Raw genomic sequence first — 23,594 nt, 5'->3', positions numbered from 1 at the left:
CTTGAAAAGGCCCGCTTGCGCGGGCCTTTTTTTGCAGAGGAGTCATCATTCGTGTCCGTGAAGTCCCATGACGAAGTGGCCTGTCTTTGCCGGGTGTCCGGCAAGGTGCAGGGTGTCTATTTCCGTGTCTCCACCCAGCATCAGGCCGTGTCGTTGGGATTGCGTGGCCACGCAATCAATCTGCCTGACGGACGGGTGGAAGTCGTGGTTGCCGGACCTGCGGACAAGGTGGACCGGCTCAAGGCATGGCTGCATGAGGGGCCTGCTCAGGCGCGGGTGGATCAGGTGTCCTGCGAGCCCTTGACGGGGCCGGTGGCGGAAGGCTTCATCACCGGTTGATTTTCAGTATCTGGCCTGGGGCAGGATGACGGTGAGGGTTTCCATGAAGCGCCAGCCCACGTTGGCGCGGCAGTCCTCCCCATCTTCCGGGTCCAGGCCCAAACGCTCCCAGATCGCATCGGGAATCTCCTCGTCCCGGGGGCCGAATTCACTGAAACAACCCTGTTCGGTGCGATTGCTCAGCATGTCCGCCAGATGCACCAGGGTGGCCTCCAGCCCGGTTCCTAGCGCCCTGTCGGGTTGGTGGTGCAGTCTGATGGCTGTTCGCAGGCTTTCCGGCAGACCCCATCGGGTCAGCAGTTCCGCCCCCACGTCGGCATGATCAAAACCTAGGATTTCCCTTTCGTGGCTTGCCAGCAGCGGCTCGCATCCCCGGGTGATCAGCATGGTTTCCCGCAGCAGGTCGGGGTGGCGCCCATACAGGACCAGGCTGCCCACGTCATGGAGCAATCCGGCCACGAACAGCCGTTCCGGATGCAGCACGTTGCAGCGCTGGGCCAGATCATGGGCGATCAGGGCGGTGAACACACTGTGTCTCCAAAACACGGCCATGTTGACCAGTTCGCAGGGTAGACGGGAAAAGGTATGGGTGGCGGTGACCGCCAGTGCCAGATGATAGAGGGCCCGGGTGCCGATCACGGCGATGGCCCGGCTGACGGTCTCCACGCGCTGAGGCAGGCCGTACATGGCCGAATTGGCCAGGCGCAGGATCTGTGCGCTCAGGTTCGGATCCTGTGCCACAATGGCCGCCAGGGAACTTGCGGTACTGCCGGGTGCATCCAGGGCTGAGCGCAGGCGAATGATGATCTCCGGCGGCGAAACCAGACCGGAGACATCCTCGAGCAGGTCGTCCAGGTCGCACCGTCTGTCGGGAAGATTGCCCATGTCACTGATCATCCATGGAAATTTTGAAGTGGATACGGGTCTGACAGGAGTAATATGAACTATAAGGCTCACAAGTCAACCGCAGTCCGTCGCCCTACGCCGGCCGGTACGATCCGCCTGCCCAGGTGCCAGCCATGAATGAGAAAGCCCGTGAGAATGTGATCGCCTTCAACGCCGCGGCGCGGCGCGGCGGCCAGCAGGCCGCTCCCTTCCAGATTCTCGGCCGTTGCCGGAACCTGGCCTCCCGTCATGTGGAACCTCTGCTCAAGGAGATGCTGGACGGTGCCGACGATGCGCTGTTCAGGCTGGCGGAAAAGGCCGAGGACAATCGCTCCCAGACCACTTTCTTTGATGCCATGCGCGCCCTGCGTCGTCAGCGTTCCACCATGGAAAGCGAGTATGTGACCCAGATTGCGCGGGTATTCGATGTCTGCATGCGTCCAGGTCCCGGTGGCTGGAAAACGGCCCCGGCCTCCACGGATGAACTCTCCCTGGTGGCCTCCGATGAGTTGGAGGAGAATCTGGCCATCGAGGGCATGGTGGCGAAGGTGCGTCGCGTCAGCGAGGCCGAGCTCCACGCGGTGCGTCGGCGTCTGGGAGCGGTGATGGACCGCCCCGGCCTCGGGGAAGACGACAATCCCCTCGACCCCAAGGCTTTCTGTCATGCCTTTCGGGATGCGATGCACGTGCTGGATGTGGATATCCGGATCAGGCTGATCATCTACAAGTTGTTCGACCAGTTCGTGATCGGCCATCTGCCGCCTCTGTATCAGGAGGTCAATCGCTATCTACAGGAGATGGGGATCCTGCCGGATCTGCGGCCGGAGGGCCGGTTCTCCGCGCCCGCCGCAACCGGTGGTACCGCGCGGGACGATGTGGCCGAAAGAGGCGGGTGGTCGGCACCGGAACAGGAGCCTGCCGGCGGGACTTCCGGCGAGGAGGGAGATCTCTTGCTGCTGCTGGAAAGGTTGGCCCGTGGTGGGGGAGGCTACCCGTCGGCAACCGGTCATCACCCGGGCGGTACTGTGGTCGGTAGGCCGGTTTCGGGGCCCGGTGCCGGCGCCGGGACCGCCATCACCACGGCGGACGCCGGAGCCCTGCTGTCGGCACTGTCCGCCATTCCCCTGAATCAGCTTGCCGTCGAGGGACGCAGCGTTCCCGTTGCGGATCTCAAGGGGGCGGTGATCACCGCGCTCAACCCCGACGGCGGCCAGGCGGTGGCCATCAACCGGACCGACGAATCGGCCATCGACATCGTCTCCATGCTGTTCGAGTTCGTCTTCGATGACCCGGCACTGCCCGCGCCCATCAAGGAGCTGATCGGTCGCCTGCAGATCCCCCTACTGAAAGTGGCCATCCTCGACAAGAGTTTCTTCAGCCGCAAGCGCCATCCCGCCCGTCGCCTCCTCAGTGAGCTGTCCCGAGCCGGCGTGGGCTGGTCCGAGTCGTCCGATGAGGGGGGTGAGCCGCGAGCCAGGATCGAGTCGGTGGTGGAGCGTCTGCTGGATGAGTTTGAGGATGACGTGGGTCTGTTCGAAGAGGTCTTGGCGGACTTCCAGTCCTTTTGTGCCTCCCAGGCCGAACGGGCCGGCCGTCGGGAGGAGGAAACGGCTCAGGTCGCCCAGGGGCGCGAACAGTTACTGGTGGCCAAGGCCGTGGCCGGCGAGGCTATCGAGCATGTTCTGGACGGCCAGAGCTTGCCGCCGGCCGTCCACCGCCTGCTGGAGGGTACCTGGAAGGACTTGTTGGTGCTGATCCATCTCAGGCACGGGGAACACGGTCCCCTCTGGCAGAAGGCCCTGAACGTGGCGTCACTGCTGGTCTGGAGCCTGATTCCCAAGCAGGGCGAGGAGGAACGGGAGCAGTTGACCCGGTTGTTGCCTTCCCTGCTCAAGTCCCTTCAGGGGGGCATGAACCGGATGTCCCTGCCGCAGGCCGAGCAGCAGGAGATCCTCGGGATGCTGGCCGCCGAGCATACGCGCATGGTGAAGGAGAAGATGTCCGGGGGGAGTGCATCGACGGTGCCTGTCGTCTCCGATGAGGCCTCCGCCGAAATTGTCGCCGAATCTTCCCCCGTCACGGCGGATCCTGTCCCCACGGATGGGCGCAGTTTCATGGCCCGCAAGGTGGCGGAAATCAATCAGCGCATCGCCGAGGGGTGTTTCCAGGTCTTTCCCGATGAATCCCCCGCCGGGGGGGATGCCGAGTCCGCGACCGTGGATGATCTGCACCTGCTCACGGCCCGGGAGCTCAGCGACGGTACCTGGCTGGAGGTCGAGGATGAGGAACTGGGCAAGACCCGGCGCATGAAGCTGTCCTGGAAGAGCCTGATCAGCGGCAAGTACTTCTTCGTCAATCAGCAGGAACTCAAGGTGCGGGAAATGACGGTGGATGCCCTGGCGGCGGAATTTCGTGCCGGTCGTGCCCGCGTCATCGAAGACGTGCCTGTGTTCGACCGGGCCATCAGTCGGTTGATGGCGCAGCTGAAAGAGAACCCGGGTTGATCTTCGGTCCCCGGGCGCCGTTCGTCGGTGGCGCCCCCGGCGCTATTGTGGTTTTATAGGCGGATTTTTCCCTCGCAACCACAAGAGTGTCCGGAATCATGGTGACCAAGAACCGTTCTCCGTACCGCGCCGTACTGCTGATCCTCGTGTTGATCTGCGGGATGGTGGCCCCCGCGATGGCCGCCGAACCGATCCGGATCGGCGCCCTGGTGTCCGCCACCGGGCCGGCCTCCTTTCTGGGGGACCCCGAACTCAAGACCCTGGAAATGTATGTGGAGCGCATCAACGCATCGGGCGGCGTGATCGGCAGGCCCCTGCGTCTGTTCCACTACGATGACGGCGGCAACGCCAACGAGGCCCGCAACTTCGCCAATCGCCTGCTGCGTTCCGACCGGGTGGACCTGATCATCGGCGGCAGTACCACCGGCACCACCATGGCCGCCGTGCCCCTGGTGGAACGGGCCGGTCGTCCCATGATCTCCATGGCCGGCGCCCTGGTGATCACCGAGCCGGTCCGCCCCTGGATCTTCAAGACCCCGCAGTCCGACCGCATGGCCGCCGAACGGGTGCTGGCCGACATGCAGTCCCGCGGTATCACCGGTATCGGCCTCATTTCGGGCACCGACGGTTTCGGTCGTTCCGGCCGGGAGCAGACCCTGGCGGTGGCTGCCGATTTCGGCATTCAGGTGCTGGCGGATCAGACCTATGGTCCCCAGGACACGGACATGACCGCTCAGCTCACCCGGATCCGCAACACCCCGGGCGTGCAGGCCGTATTCAACTTCGGTTTCGGTCAGGGGCCCGCCATCGTCACCCGCAACTATGCCCATCTGGGGATCGAACTGCCCTTCTATCAGTCCCATGGCGTGGCCTCCGACCGCTTCCTGGATCTGGCCGGTTCCGCCGCCGAAGGGGTGCGCCTGCCGGCTTCCGCCCTGCTGGTCCCCGACGCCCTGCCCGATGATGACCCGCAAAAGCAGGTGGTGCAGGATTACAAGGCCGCCTACGAGGCCCGCTGGAACCTGTCGGTGTCCACTTTCGGCGGCTATGCCTACGACGCCCTGATGCTGGCGGTGGCCGCCATCGAGGCCGCCGGCACCACCGAGCCCGAGGCGGTCCGTTCCGCCCTGGAGCAGATCCAGGGCCATGTGGGGGTCACCGGCATATTCAACATGTCACCGGATGACCACAACGGCCTGGCGCCCGAGTCCTTCCGCCTGCTGGAAGTCCGTGACGGACAGTGGGTACTGGTTGACTGATCGTCCGGGGGGGCGGACGCGTGCCGCCCCTCCCCGTGACTCACTTTCCCGACACAACATCCACTCTGGTTCATTCATGTTTGCCGAGTTTCTCCAGTACCTCTTTTCGGGCGTCACCATCGGCGCCACCTATGCCCTGGTGGCCCTGGGTTTCACCCTGGTCTACAACGCCAGCCATGTGATCAATTTCGCCCAGGGTGAGTTCCTCATGATCGGCGGCATGTCCACGGTCTCCCTGCTGGCCATGGGGGTGCCCCTGCCGCTGGCCATCGCCATGGCCGTGGCCCTGGCGGCCGTGCTGGGGGTGGCGCTGCACAAACTGGCCATCGCCCCCGCCCGCAAGGCGGACGTGATCACCCTGATCATCATCACCATCGGGGCTTCCATCTTCCTGCGCGGGCTGGCGCAGATCATCTGGGGCAAGGAATTTCATGCCATGCCCAGCTTCAGTGCCACGGAGTCGGTGAACGTGCTGGGTGCCGTCATGTACACCCAGAGCCTGTGGGTGCTGGCGGTGGCCGGTGTCCTGGTCCTGCTGCTGGCCCTGTTCTTTACCCGTACCCTGATGGGCAAGGCCATCCTGGCCACTTCCATGAACCCCGGGGCGGCCCGCCTGATGGGGATCCGCACCCAGTTCGTGCTCATGCTGGCCTTCATGCTGGCGGCGGTTCTGGGGGCCATGGCCGGGATCATGGTGGCTCCCGTCACCCTGACCGCCTATGACATCGGCATCATGCTGGGGCTCAAGGGTTTCGTGGCCGCGGCCATCGGCGGCATGGGTAGCGGCGTGGGGGCCGTGGTGGGCGGTCTGCTACTGGGGATCGCCGAGGCCATGACCGCGGGCTACATCTCCTCCGACTACAAGGATGCGGTGGCCTTCCTGTTGATCCTGTTGATCCTGTTCTTCATGCCCCGCGGTCTGTTCGGTGCTCGTGTGGCGGAGCGTGTCTGATGGCGTTGCGACTGCCTGAACGCGTGCCGGGCCTGCCGGTGCTGGCCTTGGTGCTGTTGCTGTTGCCCCTGTTTTTGGGTAACGAGTTTCACCTGGACATCGCCACCCAGATCGCCCTGATCGCCGCCACCGTGGTGGGCCTGAACCTGCTGGTGGGCTACGGTGGTCAGGTGAGCCTGGGTCATGCGGCCTTCTTCGGCATGGGGGCCTATGCCAGTGCCATTCTCACCGGCACCTATGGCTGGACCTCGATCCCGGCGCTGCTTTGCGGCGCGCTGCTGGTGGCGGTCCTGGCCTGGACCCTGGGACGTCCCATCCTGCGGCTCAAGGGACACTATCTGTCCATGGCCACCCTGGGCATGGGTATCATCATCGCCATCGTCATCAATAATGAGGGCTGGCTCACCGGCGGACCCGACGGCCTGGCGGTGGAGCCCCTCACGGTGATGGGCGCCGAGCTGAGCATTTTCGATCATTACTCCCTGCTGGGTCTGGAAGTCTCCGGGGCGCTGCTCTGGTACGGCCTGGCGGCCCTGTTGCTGCTGCTGGCGGTCTGGATCGCCCAGAACCTGGTGGATTCACCCATCGGGCGGGCCCTGCGGGCAGTGCACGGTTCCGAGGTGGCGGCCCGGGTGGTGGGGGTGGATACTTCCCATTACAAGCTGCTGATCTTCGTGATCTCCGCGGTCTATGCCAGCGTCATGGGCAGTTTCTATGCCCATTACACCGGTTTCATCACCCCCCAGGTGGCCTCCTTCGAGCATTCCATCGAACTCATCACCATGGTGGTGCTGGGAGGCATGGCCTCCACCTACGGCGTCATCCTGGGCGCGGTGCTGCTGATGCTGCTGCCCCAGTTGCTGACGGATTTTCAGGACTACGAGATGATGATGTTCGGCCTGATCCTGATGCTGACCATGATCTTCATGCCCAAGGGGCTGTTGCCCACCCTGAGCGAGGCCGTCAGGCGTCTGCGACCGCGGCCGGCCTCCGCCCCGGCGCCCGGGCAGGAGTAGGGTCATGAATCAGAGCGTGCAACAGACCGAAACGTCCCGTGACGACACCGCCCGGCTGACCCCTCTGCTGGAAGTCCGTGGCCTTGGCAAGGCCTTTGGCGGCGTTCATGCGGTGGATGACCTGAGCTTCCGGATCCTGCCCGGAGAAGTCTATGCGGTGATCGGACCCAACGGGGCCGGCAAGACCACCCTGTTCAATCTCATCACCAGCCTGTACCAGCCTGATCAGGGGGAAATCTCCCTTAAAGGTGAAGCGGTGCAGGGATTGCCACCGGAGTGCCTGGCGCGGCTGGGCATGTCCCGGACCTTCCAGAACCTGCAGATTTGCATGAACATGACCGCCCTGGAAAACGTCATGCTGGGCCGGCATCTGCATCTCAAGCGCAATTTCCTGGCGGCCCTGCTGCGCTGGCCCAGTCTGCGGGCCAGTGAGCGGACCTGCCGGGCGCAGGCGGAGGAGCTGATCCGGTTCGTCGGCTGCGGCGACTATGTGGATGCCGATGCCGCCGCCATGCCCTACGGTGCCCTCAAGCGCCTGGAGATCGCCCGCGCCCTGGCCACCCAGCCCTCCATCCTGCTGCTGGACGAACCGGCGGCGGGGTTGAACTCCACCGAGACCGCCGCCCTGGAGCAACTCATCCGCAAGGTGGCGGCCGGCGGCATCACCGTGGTCCTGGTGGAGCACGACATGAAACTGGTGATGTCGATTTCCGACCGGGTGCTGGTGCTGGACTACGGCCGCAAGCTGGCCGAGGGCACGCCCCGGGAAATCCGCGACAACCCGGACGTGATCGCCGCCTACCTGGGCGGCTAGTTCCGACCACGTACCCCTCATTGCCAGCCGGAATCCCATGACCGAGCATCGCCACGATCCCCGCGAACAGGCCGTCCACATCATCACCCGGGAACATCTGAACCTGTGGCGCATCATCCTGTTGCTGGAGCGTCTGCAAAAGGATATCGATGATGAGGCCCAGGCCCCGGACGAGGTCCTGATCAACGCCATCCTGGACTATTTCGAGCACTTCTCCGAACGGGTGCAGAGTCGCCCCAACGAGATCCTGCTGTTCCAGTGCCTGCGGGCACGGGCCCCCGAGGGCATTCCCGCGTTGGACGAGCTGGAACAGGACTACCTCACCGCCCATGACGCCCTGCAGCGTCTGCGCACCCTGTTGCACGAGAGCCTGGACGACTGGCCGCGGGGCAGGGAGCCCTTCATCCAGGCCATGTTTCGGTTCACCCAGACCCTGCGTCGCCACGTTCTGCAGGAGGAACGGGTGCTCATCCCCCAGGCCCGGGCATTGCTGGACGAGTCGGACTGGGAGCGGATCGCCCAGGCCAAGGATCAGTACGACGATCCCCTGTTCGGCGAGCGGGTGCGGGAGGAGTTCAAGGAACTGCGCCACCGCATCATCAACATGGCCCCCGAGCACGTGGGCGGGCTGGGTATCGATCACCCCCGGCGCCTGGACCCGGCACCGGCCCGGGAGGCCCTGCTGGAGGTGCGGGGCCTGGTCACCTCCTATGGTCGTATCGAGGTGCTGCATGAAGTGGACCTGACCATCTGCCGGGGCGAGATCGTCTCCCTGGTGGGGGCCAACGGCGCGGGCAAGAGCACCCTGCTCATGACCCTGTCCGGTCTGCAGCCGGTGGACCGGGGCGGACTGACCTATGCCGGAGCGGACCTGACCCGCCTGCCGGCCCATCGGCGGGTGGCCATGGGCATTGTGCAGGTGCCCGAGGGGCGGCAGGTGTTCCGGGATCTGAGCGTGCACGACAACCTGCGCCTGGGGGCCTTCACCCGCAAGGGCGGGGCGGAGGTGAACGAGGATCTGGAGCGGATCTACAACCGCTTCCCCATCCTGCGGCAGAAGCGCCATCAGCTGGCGGGGATGCTCTCCGGCGGGCAGCAGCAGATGCTGGCCATGGGGCGGGCCCTGATGGCCCGGCCCCGGCTGTTGCTGCTGGACGAACCGAGCATGGGGCTGGCACCCCTGATCGTGGAAGAGATCTTCGACATCATTCGCGAGCTCAACGGCGAAGGGATCACCGTATTTCTGGTGGAGCAGAACGCCTCCCAGGCCCTGGCCATCTCCGACCGGGCCTATGTCCTGGAAGCGGGCAGGGTGGTGCTGGAAGGCGCCGGCCGCGACCTGCTGGAGGACGACAAGGTCAAGGCGGCGTATCTGGGCATCTGATGCCGTTGAGGATCAGGCCGCGTCTTGCATGGATGCAAGCTCATAAAGACGTGAAGAATCAGCAGGCTGTCATCATGATTGGCGAGGTTGCTACCTATCCAGATATTTGATCCCTGGATTCCCGCTTTCGCGGGAATCCAGGGACAGGCCAGAAAACCCTGGGCTCCCGCCGGGCGAGGGGGACGGCTGATGTCACCGCCCCAGCCGCTCCAGAAGGAACGGTTCCAGCGCCGCCATGGGGACCATGGTGGCCTCCGCGTCCCGGCGGCCCTTGTACTCCACCTCGCCCGCATCCAGACCCCGTTCGCCCAGCACGATCCGGTGCGGGATGCCGATCAGCTCCATGTCCGCGAACATGACCCCGGGCCGGGCGTTGCGGTCGTCCATGAGTACTTCGATACCGGCCGCCTGCAGGCGCTGGTACAGGTCCTCGGCGGCTTCCCGCAGCCGCTGGGACTTGTGAGCGTTGATGGGGCACAGGGCCACCTGGAAGGGGGCCAGGGCGGCGGGCCAGATGATGCCCCGCTCGTCATGGTTCTGCTCGATGGCCGCGGCCACCACCCGGGAGACACCGATGCCGTAGCAGCCCATGGTGACCACCAGGGAGCGGCCCTGCTCGTCCAGTACCGTGGCATTCATGGCCTTGCTGTACTTGTCCCCCAGCTGGAAGATGTGGCCCACCTCGATGCCGCGGCGGATCTCCAGGGTGCCCTGGCCGTCCGGGCTGGGGTCGCCGGCCACCACGTTGCGCAGATCCGCCACCGTGGGCAGGGGCACGTCCCGTTCCCAGTTGATGCCGAACAGATGCTTGCCGTCCTGGTTGGCGCCGGCGGCAAAGTCGCTCATCATCGCTACCGACCGGTCGACGATGCAGGGGATGGGCAGGTTGACGGGACCCAGGGAGCCGGGGCCGGCACCGATCACCGCGCGGATCTCCGCCTCCCCGGCCATGCGCAGGGGGGAAGCCACCTGGGGCAGTTTTTCCGCCTTGAGGGCATTGAGTTCATGGTCGCCGCGCACCACCAGGGCGATGAGCTGAGTGGCGGTTTCTTCCGAGGCGGCCACCACCAGGGTCTTGATGGTCCGTTCGACGGGCAGGTCATGGCCGTCGACCAGTTCCTGGATGGTACGCACGTTGGGGGTGTCCACCATGCGCATGTCCTCGGTGGGGGCGGGCCGCGCCTCGGTCGGGGCCACGGCTTCGGCCAGTTCCACGTTGGCGGCATAGTCGCTGCTGTCGGAGAAGGCGATGGCATCCTCGCCGGAGGCGGCCAGGACGTGGAATTCGTGGGACTTGCTGCCGCCGATGGCGCCGGTATCCGCATGCACGGCCCGAAAATCCAGGCCGCAGCGCTGGAAGATGCGGGAGTAGGCGGCATGCATCAGGTCGTAGGTCTGTTGCAGGCTCTCGGCATCGGCATGGAAGGAGTAGGCATCCTTCATCAGGAATTCCCGTGCCCGCATGATGCCGAAGCGGGGACGGATCTCGTCCCGGAACTTGGTCTGGATCTGGTAATAGTTCACCGGCAGCTGGCGATAGCTGTTCACCTCCCGCCGCACCAGGTCGGTGATCACCTCTTCGTGGGTGGGGCCGAAGCAGAACTCCCGGTCATGGCGATCCCGCAAGCGCAGCAGTTCATGTCCGTACTGCTCCCAGCGCCCCGACTCCTGCCACAGCTCCGCCGGCTGCACCGCCGGCATCAGCACCTCCAGGGCACCGGCCCGGTTCATCTCCTCGCGCACGATGGCCTCCACCTTGCGCAGTACCCGCAGCCCCAGGGGCATCCAGGTATACAGGCCGGAGGCCAGGCGGCGAACGTAGCCGGCCCGCAGCATGAGCTGGTGGCTGATGACCTCGGCGTCGGCGGGGGTCTCTTTCAGGGTGGCCAGGGGAAACTGGGATACTCGCATGCGGGGGTGTCCGGATCATGATCTGTGGAAAGGGAATGGGATAAATTTACCATGAACGGGCGGTGGGGATGATTTTCCCGGGCCACGGGTGCCGTTCCGGGATGGCCGCCTTTTGATGACGCGCAATCCATGCTAGATTAGCGAAAACTAATATTCCATGGGCCCTCGGCAAGATGTCCGAAGGCACGATCCTCACGGAGATCCGCGTCATGATCCACTCAGGCCTGCGCCGGTTGTTCACCGGCATGCTTCTCATCTGGGCCGCGTCCGCCCTGGCCGCCCCTGATCTGGCCACCGTCCCCGCCACCCGTCACCTGTTGCCCGCCGAGCAGGTCTTCGATGGCCGGGTGGAAGCTATTCAGCAGGCCACGGTGTCGGCCCAGACCAGCGGTCGTGTGATGGAGGTTCTCTATGATGTGGACGACTTTGTGGAAGCGGGGTCGACCATCATCCGTCTGCGGGACACCGAACAGCGCGCCCGTCTGGATCAGGCCGAAGCCGGGCTGCGGGAGGCTCAGGCCCGTTTCAACGAGGCCCGGGCTGAATTTGAACGGGTACAGGGTATCTTCGAGCGTCAGCTCATTTCCCGGTCCGAGATGGACCGGGCCACTGCTGGGCTGGAGGCGGCCCGCGCCCGCCTGGAGTCCGCCCGCGCCGCCCGCGACGGCGCCCTGGAGCAACTGGACCATACCCAGGTGCGCGCCCCCTACGCGGGCATCGTCACCCGGCGTCATGTGGAAGTGGGCGAGAGCGTCAGTCCCGGTCAGCCGCTGCTGTCGGGCATCTCCCTGGAGTTTCTGCGGGTGACCACGGAAGTACCCCAGCGCTTCATCAACCCGGTGCGTCGGTATCAGAGCGCCCGCATCCTGCTGGAGGACCGGTCGCCGGTGACCGTCAGCCAGCTCACCTTCTTCCCCTATGCCGATCCGGCCACGGCCGCGTTCCGGGTCCGGGCCGAGTTGCCCGATCGAACACCGGGCCTGTTTCCCGGCATGTTCGTGAAGGTGGCCTTCACCGTGGGCGAGCGTGAGACCCTGCTGGTACCCGCCTCGGCGGTGGTGCAGCGCAGCGAGGTCTCCGCTGTCTATGTGGTGGATGATCAGGGCCGTATCAGCCTGCGCCAGGTGCGCACGGGGAGAACGGAAGGTGACGGGCAGGTGGCCATCCTGGCCGGCCTCTCCGAAGGCGAGCAGGTGGCCCTGGATCCCGTCGCCGCTGGCGTGGCCCTCAAGACCCGGCAGCGGGAGGCGGCACGATGAACGAGACTGCAAAGGACGCCGGCGCCATGGGGATCTCCGGGCGTATCGCCAAGGCCTTCCTGACCTCCCAGATCACGCCCCTGCTGGCGCTGGTGGCACTGCTGATGGGGCTGTTCGCCATTCTGGTGACCCCCCGCGAGGAAGAACCCCAGATCAATGTCACCATGGCCAACGTGTTCATTCCCTTCCCCGGTGCCTCGGTGGAGGAGGTGGAGCAGCTGGTGAGCATCCCGGCCCAGCAGGTGCTGTCCGAGATCGAGGGCCTGGAGCATGTCTACTCGGTATCCCAGCCCGGCCTGTCGGTGATCACGGTCCAGTACCAGGTGGGGGAACCCCGCACCGATGCCATCGTGCGGCTCTACAATCAGGTTTTTTCCAATCAGGACTGGTTGCCCCAGGGGTTGGGGGTGGGGCAACCCATCATCAAGCCCAAGGGGATCGATGATGTGCCCATCCTGGCCTTCACCCTCTGGACCAAAGACCCTGCCCGGGGTGCCCATGAGCTGCTGCGGGTGGCCCACAGCCTGGAAACCGAACTCAAGCGGGTGTCGGGCACCCGGGACATCTACACCATCGGCGGTCCCGACCATGTGGTCCAGGTGCGGCTGGACCCCCAGCGGGTGGCCGGTTTCGGCCTGAGCCTGGAGGACCTGCGTCATGCCCTGCGGGCCGGCAATGTCTCCCGGGATGCCGGGGCGCTGGTGCGGGATGACCTGGAGATCCCCCTGCAGGCCGGTCGGTTCCTGTCCAGCGAGGCGGAGGTCGCCGCCCTGGTGGTGGGCGTCCACGAGGGTAGTCCCGTCTACCTGTCGGACGTGGCCCAGGTGCGTCAAGGGCCGGCCACGCCGGACAATTACGTGCGCTTCGGCTGGGGCGTGGGCGCCGGCAACGACTTCGTGCCGGGCCTGACCGAACCCGCGGTGACCATTGCCGTGGCCAAGCAGCCGGGGACCAACGCGGTGGATATCGCCGACCGGCTCATGACCCGCATGGAGCAGCTCCGGGGTACCCATATCCCCGAAGGGGTGGAGGTCACCGTCACCCGCAACTACGGCGAGACCGCCGACGCCAAGGCCCGGACCCTGATCCAGAAGCTGATCCTTGCCACTGCCTCGGTGGTGATCCTGGTGTGGCTGGCCCTGGGCTGGCGGGAGGCCTTTATCGTCGGCACCGCGGTGGTCATCACCCTGGCCCTGACCCTGTTCGCCTCCTGGGCTTACGGCTTCACCCTCAACCGGGTGTCCCTGTTTGCCCTCATCTTCTCCATCGGCATCCTGGTGGATGACGCCATCGTGGTGGTGGAGAACATCCATCGCCACATGCAGATGGGCAAGAAGAAGCTGCTGGAGGCCATTCCCCTGGCGGTGGACGAGGTGGGCGGTCCCACCATCCTGGCCACCTTTGCGGTGATCGCGGCCCTGTTGCCCATGGCCTTCGTCTCCGGGCTGATGGGGCCTTACATGAGCCCGATTCCCATCAATGCCAGCATGGGCATGCTGCTGTCCCTGGCGGTGGCCTATGTGGTGACGCCCTGGATGACCTACAAGCTATTGCGGCGTCAGGCGGAACAGCAACCCCCGGCACACGGGGGCAAGGGGCATGACGGCGGTGAGGCCGCCGCCGGCTGGATGCAGCGGGGTTCCGAGGCCATCCTTGGGCCCTTCCTGCGGGGCAAGGGGGCGCGGATGCGCCGTTGGGGCCTCTACGGGAGCATGGTGCTGTTGATCCTGGGTTCCGTTTCCCTGGCCTATTTCCAGGTGGTGGTGCTCAAGATGCTGCCCTTTGATGACAAGTCCGAATTCCAGGTGGTGGTGGACATGCCTGAAGGCACCAGCCTGGAGCGCACCGCCTGGGTGCTGCGGGAAATGGGCGAATACCTGGCCACGGTGCCGGAAGTGCGGGACTACCAGGTGTATGCGGGCACCGCCTCGCCCATCAACTTCAATGGTCTGGTGCGCCAGTACTACCTGCGGGAGGGCGGACATCTGGGGGATATCCAGGTGAATCTGGTGGATCAGAAGGAGCGTCGTCGCCAGAGTCACGAGATCGCCCTGGACGTGCGCGGCCCCCTGCAGGAGATTGCCATGCGCCACGGCGCCGCCCTGAAGGTGGTGGAGGTGCCGCCGGGGCCGCCGGTGCGTGCCCCCATCGTGGCGGAAATCTACGGCCCCGATTACGAAGGTCAGATCCGGGTGGCCCGACAGGTGCGGGCATTGTTCGAGTCCACCGAGGGTGTGGTGGATGTGGACGACTCGGTGGAATATCCCGGTCCGCGCCTGATCCTGGAAGTGGACCGGGAAAAGGCGGCCCGGCTGGGGGTGGCCCAGGACCAGATCGCCCGCGCCGTGGATACAGTGATCCGGGGCGAGGACGTGACTTTCCTGTTCGGTGCCGGGGTCAAGTACGCCGTACCCATTCGGCTGGAGTTCGACGCCGCCGACAAGGCGGAGCTGGACACCTTGCTGGCGTTGCGGGTACGGGCCAGGGACGGTGCTCTGGTGCCTCTGTCGGAGCTGGTCAACGTGGTGGAGACCACCCGGGAGCGGTCCATTCATCACAAGGACCTGCTGCCGGTGGTCTATGTCACCGGCGACATGGCCGGGCGTCTGGACAGTCCTTTGTACGGCATGTTCGACCTGTTCTTCCAGTTGCGTGACCAGCCCCTGGCCCTGGACCGTCCTCTGGATCAGTACTTCATCAGTCAGCCGGAGGACCCTTACGTCTACAGTCTGAAGTGGGACGGGGAGTGGCAGATCACCTATGAGACCTTCCGCGACATGGGTCTGGCCTATTCGGTGGGGCTGGTGCTCATCTACCTGCTGGTGGTGGCCCAGTTCCGTTCCTACGTGGTGCCGCTGATCATCATGGCGCCGATCCCGTTGACGGTGATTGGTGTCATGCCCGGTCACGCCCTGCTGGATGGACTGTTCATGGACGCCAAATTCACGGCCACCTCCATGATCGGCATGATCGCCCTGGCGGGGATCATCGTGCGCAACTCCATTTTGCTGGTGGATTTCATCAACCAGGAAGTGGCTCGGGGCGTGGCCCTGGAGGCGGCGGTGATCCGGGCGGGGGCGGTACGCACCAAGCCCATCGTGCTCACCGGTCTGGCGGCCATGATCGGCGCCGGGTTCATCCTGACCGATTCCATCTTCAACGGCCTGGCCATCTCCCTGATCTTTGGGGTACTGGTCTCCACGGTGCTCACCCTGCTGGTGATCCCGGTGCTGTACTACAGCTATCTGAGAGGACGCACGGGCTGAAGCGGGGCCCCACCGCCCCTCCCGGAACCCTAACGGTTCTCGCCTCTGGACACTGCCATCAATATCCGGTCCAGCCAGCGCGTCGGCAGGATACGCCGCAGGGTGCCGAACAAATACGTGGGTACCGTCACGTAGTACCTGGCCCGGGGGCGGGGGCTTTCCAGGGCATGGATCAGTTTTTTCACCACCGCCTCCGGGGGCAGGGTGAAGGGAGCGGCCGGCCCCGGCTTGGTCAGACGCCGTTCCGCCGCCTGGTATTTGTCCCGGAAGACGCTGTTGTCCCGGTCGATGTGGGCCAGGAAGGCCTGATGGGCATTGGCCCGAAAGCGGCTGGTGATGGGACCGGGTTCGATCAGGGAGACGTGTACGCCGCTACCGTGGAGTTCCATGCGCAGGGTGTCGGTGAGTCCTTCCATGGCAAACTTGGAGCAGGTGTAGGCACCGCGAAAGGGCAGGGCAATCAGGCCCATCACCGAGCTGTTCTGCACGATGCGCCCCTCGCCCTGGGCCCGCATCACCGGGATCACCCGGTTGGTCAGGTCCAGCCAGCCCAGCACGTTGGTCTCCAGCTGTTTGCGCAACACCTCCCGGGACAGATCCTCCACCGCCCCCGGTTGACCGTAGGCGCCGTTGTTGAACAGACCATGGAGTCGTCCGCCGGTGGCGGCGAGGACCGCCTCCACGGCGGCGGCGATGGACTCCGGATCATCCAGGTCCAGGGGCAGGGCCTCGAAGCCCTCCTGTTGCAGCCGTTCCACGTCTTCCGCTCGCCGGGCGGTGGCAAACACCCGAAAACCTCGTTCCCGCAGCATTCGGGCGGCGCAATGGCCGATGCCGGAGGAACAGCCGGTGATGAGCACGGATTTAGGGGATGGATTCAAGGCGGATCTCCTAATACGTCAGCACCACGACCCCATCCTCTACCGCTTCGCCGATGAAGGCCCCGCCGCCGCGCTTGCCGTCCAGCTCCGGGATGGCATTGTCGTCGTTCAGTTCATGCTCTTCCATGGCGCCGGCACAGGCATAGAACTTCACCCCTGCCTCGTGGGCGTCCCGCATGAAGTCATAGACGGACTTCGTCCGCTGCTTGCCGGTGTAGAGGTTCTCCGCCACTCCCTGCTTGAGCAGCTGGGTGGTCTCGGCCGCGAAATAGATCTCCACCTCCAGATCCATGGCCGCCGCCACGGCGGCCTGGAAGAACGGCGCCCCCAGGGTGCCGGGGGCCTTGAGGCTGGTGTTGAGAAGCATGATGATGACCTTGTCTGCCATGGTGTCCTTGCCTCGTGAAAATGGGGGCTGGAAATTTTTCCGAACGTCCCCATATGCAACCAGGCACCATTTCTCCGGTGCCGTGAAACACTTTGCGGATATAATCCGGACCTGTCCAGATTTCTGCCCCTGGGGTATTGACCATGCCGATCTACGAATACGAATGCAATGCCTGTGGCCACCGCCTGGAGGCCATCCAGAAGTTCTCCGACGCCCCCCTGGTGGATTGCCCCGAATGCCACGGTGCCACCCTGCAGAAGCAGGTTTCGGCCCCCGCCTTCCGTCTGGGCGGCAGCGGCTGGTACGAGACCGACTTCAAGAACGGCAACAAGAAGAACCTCAAGGATGACGGCAAGGCTCCGGCCTGCGGCGCCGACGGCAAGTCCGGCGGTGGCGCCGACGCCTGCGCCGCCTGCAAGGCCGCGAGCTGATCCGTCTTGCATCCCATTCCCACAGGGCCGCTGCACACCTTCCGGCGCTATCTGATCGCCGGACTGGTGGTCTGGGTGCCCTTGATCACCACCGTGGTGGTGATCAAGTTCATCGTCGACATGATGGATCGCACCCTGCTGCTGCTGCCGCCGCCCTGGCGACCGGAAAACCTGCTGGGCTTCACCATCCCGGGCTTCGGCATCGTCGTTGCGCTGGTGATCGTCTTTCTCACCGGTCTGGTGGTGGCGAACCTGGTGGGGCGCAAGCTGGTGGATCTCTGGGAGGCCATCCTGGCCCGGATTCCCCTGGTGAGCACCATCTACTCGGCGGTGAAACAGGTGATGGAGACCCTGTTCGGCGCCGGCGGGGACTCCTTCCGCAAGGTGCTGCTGATCGAATATCCCCGCAAGGGGATCTGGACCCTGGGTTTCCAGACCGGTAGCGGCCTGGGCGAGGTACAGGCCCGCACCGAGCGGCAGGTGGTGAGCGTGTTCGTGCCCACCACCCCCAACCCCACCTCGGGTTTCATCATTCTGGTGCCCAGGGACGAGGTGATCGAACTGGACATGAGCGTGGAGGACGGCCTCAAGTTCGTCATGTCCCTGGGGGTGGTGGTGCCCCGTTATCCTCCCAAGGGGAAGTCGGGCTGAAGGCCCGCCGCCCGGGCGTTTACTCCGGCGCATCGTACCCCTTACCATTAGCCGTTTTCCCCAGAACCGAATCAACCAGCGAAGGCAAGACATGCGTACTCATTATTGCGGCACCGTCGATGAATCCCTGCTCGACCAGGAGGTGACCCTGTGCGGGTGGGTCAACCGTCGCCGTGACCATGGGGGTGTCATCTTCGTCGATCTGCGGGACCGGGAGGGTCTGGTGCAGGTGGTGTTCGATCCGGATCGGGCCGAGGTGTTCCGGACCGCCGAGCGGATTCGCAGTGAATACGTGCTGCAGGTGCGCGGCAAGGTCCGCCGTCGTCCGGAGGGCACGGTCAACACCGACCTGCGCACTGGCGCCATCGAGGTGCTGGGTACGGAGCTGACCGTGCTCAACGCCGCCGAGACACCGCCCTTCCAGCTGGACGAGGACGAAGTGGGCGAGGAAACCCGCCTGCGCTACCGCTACATGGACCTGCGCCGTCCAATCATGCAGACCCGCCTGCGCATGCGCGCCCAGGTGACCGGGGTACTGCGCCGCTTCCTGGAATCCCACGGCTTCCTGGACATCGAGACCCCCATGCTCACCAAGGCCACCCCCGAGGGTGCCCGCGACTACCTGGTGCCCAGCCGCACCCACCCCGGCAGCTTTTTTGCGCTGCCCCAGTCGCCCCAGCTGTTCAAGCAGCTGCTGATGATGTCCGGCCTGGACCGCTACTACCAGATCGTGCGCTGCTTCCGCGACGAGGACCTGCGCGCCGACCGCCAGCCGGAATTCACCCAGCTGGATATCGAGACCTCCTTCATGGATGAAGAGGCCATCATGACCCTCATGGAAGAGATGGTGCGCGAACTCTTCGCCCAGGTGCTGGAAGTGCCCCTGCACACTCCCTTCCAGCGCATGACCTATGCCGAGGCCATGCACCGCTACGGTTCCGACAAGCCGGATCTGCGCATTCCCCTGGAGCTGGTGGATCTCACCGACGTGATGGCCGAGGTGGAGTTCAAGGTCTTCTCCGGCCCGGCCAAGGATCCCAACGGTCGGGTGGCCGCCCTGCGCCTGCCCAAGGGCGGCGAGGTGTCCCGCAAGGAGATCGACGACTACACCAGCTTCGTCGGTCGTTACGGTGCCAAGGGGCTGGCCTATATCAAGGTCAACGACATCAACGCCGGGCGCGAGGGTTTGCAGTCCCCCATCCTCAAGTTCCTGCCGGATACGGTGGTGGTGGAGATCCTCAACCGCACCGGTGCCGAGGACGGCGACCTGATCTTCTTCGGTGCCGACAAGACCCGGGTGGTGAACGAGTCCCTGGGGGCGCTGCGGGTCAAGCTGGGCCACGACCGGGGCCTGGTGGAGCGGGGCTGGCGGCCCCTGTGGGTGGTGGATTTCCCCATGTTCGAGCTGGACGAGAAGGAAGGCCGCTGGGTGGCCCTGCATCATCCCTTCACCGCGCCGCGCACCGACGATATGGCGGCCCTGTCCGAGAATCCGGGCCAGCTGGTCTCCCGCGCCTACGACATGGTGCTCAACGGTACCGAGGTGGGCGGCGGTTCCGTGCGTATCCACAACATGGCCATGCAGCAGGCGGTGTTCGGTCTGCTGGGTATCGGCGAAGACGAGGCCCGGGAGAAGTTCGGCTTCCTGCTGGATGCCCTCAAGTACGGCTGCCCGCCCCACGGCGGCATCGCCTTCGGTCTGGACCGTCTGGTCATGCTCATGACCGGTGCCCAGTCCATCCGTGACGTCATGGCCTTCCCCAAGACCCAGACCGCCGCCTGCCCCCTGACCCAGGCCCCGGCCCCGGTCAGCGAGGCCCAACTGCGGGAACTGGGTATCCGGTTGCGGCAGACCGAAAAACCGGTGTAAGCATTTCCCGTGGGAGCCGGCCTGCCGGCTCCCACGGGCTTATACCCGAATCAAAAACTTCCCTTTGAGTTGACCCCCTCAAAACCGCACACTGTCCGGGTTCCTGCTAAAAGGAATCCATGAAGATTCACTCAAGACAGGTGACGGGCATGACCGCATTACCCGCGTTCGAAGACCACGACCGGCAGCAGACCCGGTACACCACCTGCTACATGTGCGCCTGCCGCTGCGGGATCAAGGTCACGGTGGAAAATAATCAGGTCCGCTTCATCCAGGGTAACCGCAACCACCCGGTCAACAAGGGGGTGCTCTGCGCCAAGGGCAATGCGGGCATCATGAAGCAGCAGTCTCCCGCCCGCCTGCGCCAACCCCTGCGCCGCAAGCCGGGTAGCGAGCGGGGCAGCGGCGAGTTCGAACCCATCTCCTGGGACGAAGCCCTCGATCAGCTCACCGAACGTCTGGCCCGCATCCGCGCCACCGATCCCAAAAAGCTGGCCTTCTTCACCGGGCGGGATCAGATGCAGGCCCTCACCGGCCTGTGGGCGGCCCAGTTCGGCACCATCAATTGGGCCGCCCACGGCGGTTTCTGCTCCGTCAACATGGCCGCCGCCGGCCTCTATACCATGGGCCATGCCTTCTGGGAGTTCGGCGACCCGGACTGGGAGCGCACCAAATACTTCATGCTCTGGGGCGTGGCCGAAGATCATGCCTCCAACCCCATCAAGGCTGGTATCGACACCCTCAAGCGCCGGGGCGCCAAGTTCGTTTCCATCAACCCGGTGCGTACCGGCTATCAGGCGGTGGCGGATGAATGGGTGCCCATCCGTCCCGGTACCGATGGCCTGCTGGCCCTGTCCATGGTCCACGTCCTGCTGCGCCATGACCGCTTCGACTGGGACTACCTGGTGCGCTACACCAACGCCCCCTGGCTGGTGGTGGACACCCCGGGCCAGAAGGGCCACGGCCTGATCCTGCGGGACCAGGACGGCAACCCCCTGGCCTGGGACCTGGAACTGGGGGATGTGGTGGACGCCTCCCTGCCGGAGATCCAGCCGGCCCTGTTCGGCGACTACATCGCGCCCGACGGCCGTCCCGTGCGCACCGTCATGAGCCTGCTGGCGGAGCGCTATCTGGACGACGAATACGCCCCGGAAAACATCGCCCCACGTTGCGGCGTGCCCGCCGAGCAGATCGAGCGACTGGCCCTGGAAATGGCCCATGTGGCTTTCAAGGAAAGCATCGAGATCGAATGCCAATGGACCGATGCCTACGGTCGCACCCATGATCGTTTTGTGGGTCGTCCCGTGTCCATGCACGCGATGCGTGGCATCTCCGCCCATTCCAACGGCTTCCAGACCTGCCGGGCCATCCACCTGCTGCAGATCCTGCTGGGGACCATCGACGTGCCCGGCGGCCATCTGTCCAAACCGCCCTATCCCAAGCACATCCCCCCGGGCATCAAGCCGGCCCGGGACATGGCACCCAACACACCTCTCAAGCGTCCGCCCCTGGGTTTTCCCACCGGCCCCGAGGATCTGGTGATCGATGCCGAGGGTAATCCCCTGCGTCTGGACAAGGCCTATTCCTGGGACGCCCCCATGGCCAATCACGGCCTCATGCACATGGTCATCACCAACGCGGTGAAGGGGGATCCCTATCCCATCGACACCCTCATGCTCTATATGGCCAACATGTCCTGGAATTCCACCATGAACACCGCCCAGGTGATGGACATGCTGCGGGAGAAGGGGGAGGACGGGGAATACAGGATTCCGTTTCTGGTGGTCTCCGACGCCTTCCACGCGGAGATCGTCAATTTCGCCGATCTGGTGCTGCCGGACACCACCTATCTGGAGCGCCACGACACCATTTCCATGCTGGATCGGCCCATCTCCGAACCCCACGCGGCGGCGGATTCCATCCGCCAGCCCATCCTGGAGCCGGACCGGGACGTGCGTCCCTGGCAGGAAGTGCTGGTGGAACTGGCGGGTCGGTTGGGTTTCCCTGCCTTCACCACCGGGGACGGCGCCCGCCGCTACACGTCCTACCAGGACTTCATCGTCAATTTCCAGAAAGAGCCGGGCATCGGTTTTCTGGCCGGCTGGCGCGGTGCCCAGGGTCAGAACAGCCTGCGGGGCGACCCCAACCCGAACCAGTGGCAGGAGTACGCGGATCATCAGTGCTTCTTTGTCCATCACCTGGAAGACAGTCAGAAATACTACCGATTCTGTAACCGGGACTATCTCGAACTGGCCCGCCACGCGGGCTGGGTGGGATCCACCGACCCCATTGTCCTGGAGCTCTATTCCGAGACCCAGCAGCGTTTCAAGCTGGCGGGGCAGGGGTTGTATGACGGCCCCATGCCGAAGCGGCCGGAGCACAAGGCCCGTCTGGTGAACCATTTCGATCCGCTCCCCATCTGGTACGCCCCGCTGGAGCAGGGCAGGGTGGACCTGGAGGCCTATCCCTTCCATGCCATCACCCAGCGTCCCATGTTCATGTACCACTCCTGGGACTCCCAGAATGCCTGGCTGCGCCAGATCTGTGCCCAGAATTTTCTCTATATGAACCGGGGCCGGGCGGCGTCCATGGGCATCGCGGACCAGTCCTGGGTGTGGGTGGAATCCCACCATGGGCGCATCCGGGTGCAGGTGAAGCTGATGGAGGGGGTGGAGCCGGATACGGTCTGGACCTGGAACGCCCTGGGCAAGCAGTCCGGGGCCTGGGGACTGGCGAGGGATGCGGACGAATCCCGCAAGGGTTTCCTGCTCAATCACCTGATCTCGGAGCTGCTCCCGCAACGGGGGGACGGGCTGGACAACGTGACCAACTCGGACCCGATCACCGGGCAGGCCGCCTGGTATGACCTGCGGGTCAGGATCACGCCGGCCAAGCCGGGAGAGGTCGGTGCCTGGCCCCAGTTCGAGCCGGTCAGACCGCTGCCGGGGATGCCCGATTCACCGGATCAGGTGCGATATCAGACCCATCGGCGGGTGAACCTGCGGCGCAGTCTGTGGGATGTGCTGACCCGTGGGAAGGGAAGGGCGTGATTGTGTTGTGCGATTTTGTTCAGGAGTACCCGATACATGCGACTCGGCCTGGTGATTGACCTGGACACCTGCGTGGGCTGTCATGCCTGCGCCGTGGCCTGCAAACAGTGGAACACCTCCGGCACCACGGGGCCGTTGACCGATGAGTCCCCCTACGGAGCCGCCCCCAGCGGCGTATGGTTCAACCGGGTGCGTCACTATGAAGTGGGCGACTACCCCCATACCAAGACCGTCAACATGCCCCTCTCCTGCATGCACTGCGACGATGCCGCCTGCGTCACGGTCTGTCCCACCGGGGCCTCCTACAAGCGCGGGGAAGACGGCATCGTGCTGGTGGATCAGGACAAATGCATGGGTTGCAGCCTCTGCGCCTGGGCCTGCCCCTACGGCGCCCGGGAACTGGATCCCCGGGACGGGGTGATGAAGAAGTGCACCCTGTGCATCGACCGCATCTACGATGACGCCCTGGCGCCGGAGGACCGTCAGCCCGCCTGCGTCATCACCTGTCCGGCCCATGCCCGACACTTCGGTGACTTCGATGACCCGGACTCCACCGTGAGCCGTCTGTCCCGGGAGCGGGGCGGGCGCAAACTGATGCCGGAACTGGGCTACGAGCCCACCAATACCTATCTGCCGCCCCGCAGCGCCCCGGCCGTGCCCACGGCGGATGTCCGGCGCGGCAGTCTCATGTCCAGCGTGAAGGACTGGGTCAACAAGGCCATTGCCAGGTGAAC

The 23,594-nt window shown here is 65.0% G+C and carries 18 protein-coding genes and 1 pseudogene; 15 read left to right on the top strand and 4 right to left on the bottom strand.

Annotated elements, in window-relative coordinates:
* Positions 1-51: 51 nt before the first annotated feature.
* Positions 52-339, top strand: a complete 288-nt coding sequence (locus tag ECTPHS_RS02885; RefSeq protein WP_008931178.1) for an acylphosphatase — start codon at positions 52-54, stop codon at positions 337-339.
* A 3-nt stretch (positions 340-342) separates the two neighbouring features.
* Here the strand turns inward: ECTPHS_RS02885 and ECTPHS_RS02880 are convergent, their stop codons facing one another.
* The gene (locus ECTPHS_RS02880; RefSeq protein ID WP_008931177.1) at positions 343-1,224 is read right to left on the bottom strand and encodes an HDOD domain-containing protein; all 882 of its coding nucleotides are present in this window, start codon (positions 1,222-1,224) and stop codon (positions 343-345) included.
* 134 nt (positions 1,225-1,358) lie between these two features.
* Between ECTPHS_RS02880 and ECTPHS_RS02875 the strand changes: the two genes are divergently transcribed.
* The 7 genes and pseudogenes from ECTPHS_RS02875 to ECTPHS_RS15355 all read left to right on the top strand — a co-directional run bounded on the left by ECTPHS_RS02875 (position 1,359) and on the right by ECTPHS_RS15355 (position 9,153).
* Positions 1,359-3,728, top strand: coding sequence for a DUF1631 domain-containing protein (locus ECTPHS_RS02875; RefSeq protein ID WP_008931176.1), 2,370 nt, complete (start codon positions 1,359-1,361; stop codon positions 3,726-3,728).
* Positions 3,729-3,826: 98 nt separating this feature from the next.
* Entirely contained in the window at positions 3,827-4,987 is a 1,161-nt protein-coding gene (locus ECTPHS_RS02870; RefSeq protein WP_008931175.1) for an ABC transporter substrate-binding protein, read from the top strand.
* Positions 4,988-5,063: 76 nt separating this feature from the next.
* On the top strand, positions 5,064-5,939 hold the full coding sequence (locus tag ECTPHS_RS02865; RefSeq protein WP_008931174.1) for a branched-chain amino acid ABC transporter permease: 876 nt from the start codon (positions 5,064-5,066) through the stop codon (positions 5,937-5,939).
* Complete coding sequence (locus ECTPHS_RS02860) at positions 5,939-6,955, top strand: branched-chain amino acid ABC transporter permease (protein ID WP_008931173.1); 1,017 nt, start codon at positions 5,939-5,941, stop codon at positions 6,953-6,955. The genes ECTPHS_RS02865 and ECTPHS_RS02860 overlap by 1 nt, the downstream gene beginning before the upstream one ends.
* Before the next feature lie 4 nt (positions 6,956-6,959).
* Positions 6,960-7,769 (top strand): ABC transporter ATP-binding protein, encoded by an 810-nt coding sequence (locus ECTPHS_RS02855; protein ID WP_008931172.1) that lies wholly within the window; start codon positions 6,960-6,962, stop codon positions 7,767-7,769.
* A 37-nt stretch (positions 7,770-7,806) separates the two neighbouring features.
* Positions 7,807-8,238: pseudogene (locus tag ECTPHS_RS15360) on the top strand (hemerythrin domain-containing protein); the annotation flags it as partial.
* 210 nt (positions 8,239-8,448) lie between these two features.
* Positions 8,449-9,153 carry an ABC transporter ATP-binding protein gene (locus tag ECTPHS_RS15355; protein ID WP_040404950.1) on the top strand — a complete coding sequence of 235 codons (705 nt, stop codon included), beginning with the start codon at positions 8,449-8,451 and terminating at the stop codon, positions 9,151-9,153.
* 192 nt (positions 9,154-9,345) lie between these two features.
* Here the strand turns inward: ECTPHS_RS15355 and ECTPHS_RS02845 are convergent, their stop codons facing one another.
* On the bottom strand, positions 9,346-11,064 hold the full coding sequence (locus tag ECTPHS_RS02845; RefSeq protein ID WP_008931170.1) for a proline--tRNA ligase: 1,719 nt from the start codon (positions 11,062-11,064) through the stop codon (positions 9,346-9,348).
* Positions 11,065-11,273: 209 nt separating this feature from the next.
* Between ECTPHS_RS02845 and ECTPHS_RS02840 the strand changes: the two genes are divergently transcribed.
* Entirely contained in the window at positions 11,274-12,323 is a 1,050-nt protein-coding gene (locus ECTPHS_RS02840) for an efflux RND transporter periplasmic adaptor subunit (protein ID WP_040404948.1), read from the top strand.
* Positions 12,320-15,589 carry an efflux RND transporter permease subunit gene (locus ECTPHS_RS02835; RefSeq protein WP_008931168.1) on the top strand — a complete coding sequence of 1,090 codons (3,270 nt, stop codon included), beginning with the start codon at positions 12,320-12,322 and terminating at the stop codon, positions 15,587-15,589. Before ECTPHS_RS02840 ends, ECTPHS_RS02835 begins: the two co-directional genes overlap by 4 nt.
* A gap of 29 nt (positions 15,590-15,618) precedes the next feature.
* Here ECTPHS_RS02835 and ECTPHS_RS02830 read toward each other — a convergent pair whose 3' ends face one another.
* On the bottom strand, positions 15,619-16,470 hold the full coding sequence (locus tag ECTPHS_RS02830) for an SDR family oxidoreductase (protein WP_040404896.1): 852 nt from the start codon (positions 16,468-16,470) through the stop codon (positions 15,619-15,621).
* 10 nt (positions 16,471-16,480) lie between these two features.
* Positions 16,481-16,858 carry a DsrE family protein gene (locus tag ECTPHS_RS02825; protein ID WP_008931166.1) on the bottom strand — a complete coding sequence of 126 codons (378 nt, stop codon included), beginning with the start codon at positions 16,856-16,858 and terminating at the stop codon, positions 16,481-16,483.
* A gap of 143 nt (positions 16,859-17,001) precedes the next feature.
* Between ECTPHS_RS02825 and ECTPHS_RS02820 the strand changes: the two genes are divergently transcribed.
* The 5 genes from ECTPHS_RS02820 (at position 17,002) to ECTPHS_RS02800 (ending at position 23,592) form a co-directional block, all read left to right on the top strand.
* The gene (locus ECTPHS_RS02820; protein ID WP_008931165.1) at positions 17,002-17,289 is read left to right on the top strand and encodes an FmdB family zinc ribbon protein; all 288 of its coding nucleotides are present in this window, start codon (positions 17,002-17,004) and stop codon (positions 17,287-17,289) included.
* Between the two features lie 6 nt (positions 17,290-17,295).
* On the top strand, positions 17,296-17,940 hold the full coding sequence (locus tag ECTPHS_RS02815) for a DUF502 domain-containing protein (RefSeq protein ID WP_008931164.1): 645 nt from the start codon (positions 17,296-17,298) through the stop codon (positions 17,938-17,940).
* A gap of 91 nt (positions 17,941-18,031) precedes the next feature.
* Positions 18,032-19,810, top strand: a complete 1,779-nt coding sequence (aspS, locus tag ECTPHS_RS02810) for an aspartate--tRNA ligase (protein ID WP_008931163.1) — start codon at positions 18,032-18,034, stop codon at positions 19,808-19,810.
* A gap of 149 nt (positions 19,811-19,959) precedes the next feature.
* A complete protein-coding gene (locus ECTPHS_RS02805; protein WP_040404893.1) occupies positions 19,960-22,860 on the top strand; it encodes a molybdopterin oxidoreductase family protein in 2,901 nt (966 codons plus the stop codon).
* A gap of 36 nt (positions 22,861-22,896) precedes the next feature.
* Positions 22,897-23,592, top strand: a complete 696-nt coding sequence (locus tag ECTPHS_RS02800) for a 4Fe-4S dicluster domain-containing protein (protein ID WP_008931161.1) — start codon at positions 22,897-22,899, stop codon at positions 23,590-23,592.
* The last annotated feature ends 2 nt before the right edge of the window (positions 23,593-23,594 follow it).

Origin of the sequence: Ectothiorhodospira sp. PHS-1 (genome assembly GCF_000225005.1) — a bacterium.
Taxonomy (GTDB): domain Bacteria; phylum Pseudomonadota; class Gammaproteobacteria; order Ectothiorhodospirales; family Ectothiorhodospiraceae; genus Ectothiorhodospira.
Note: the sequence above shows the minus strand (reverse complement) of the source record. Positions and strands in the feature narration are given on the sequence as shown.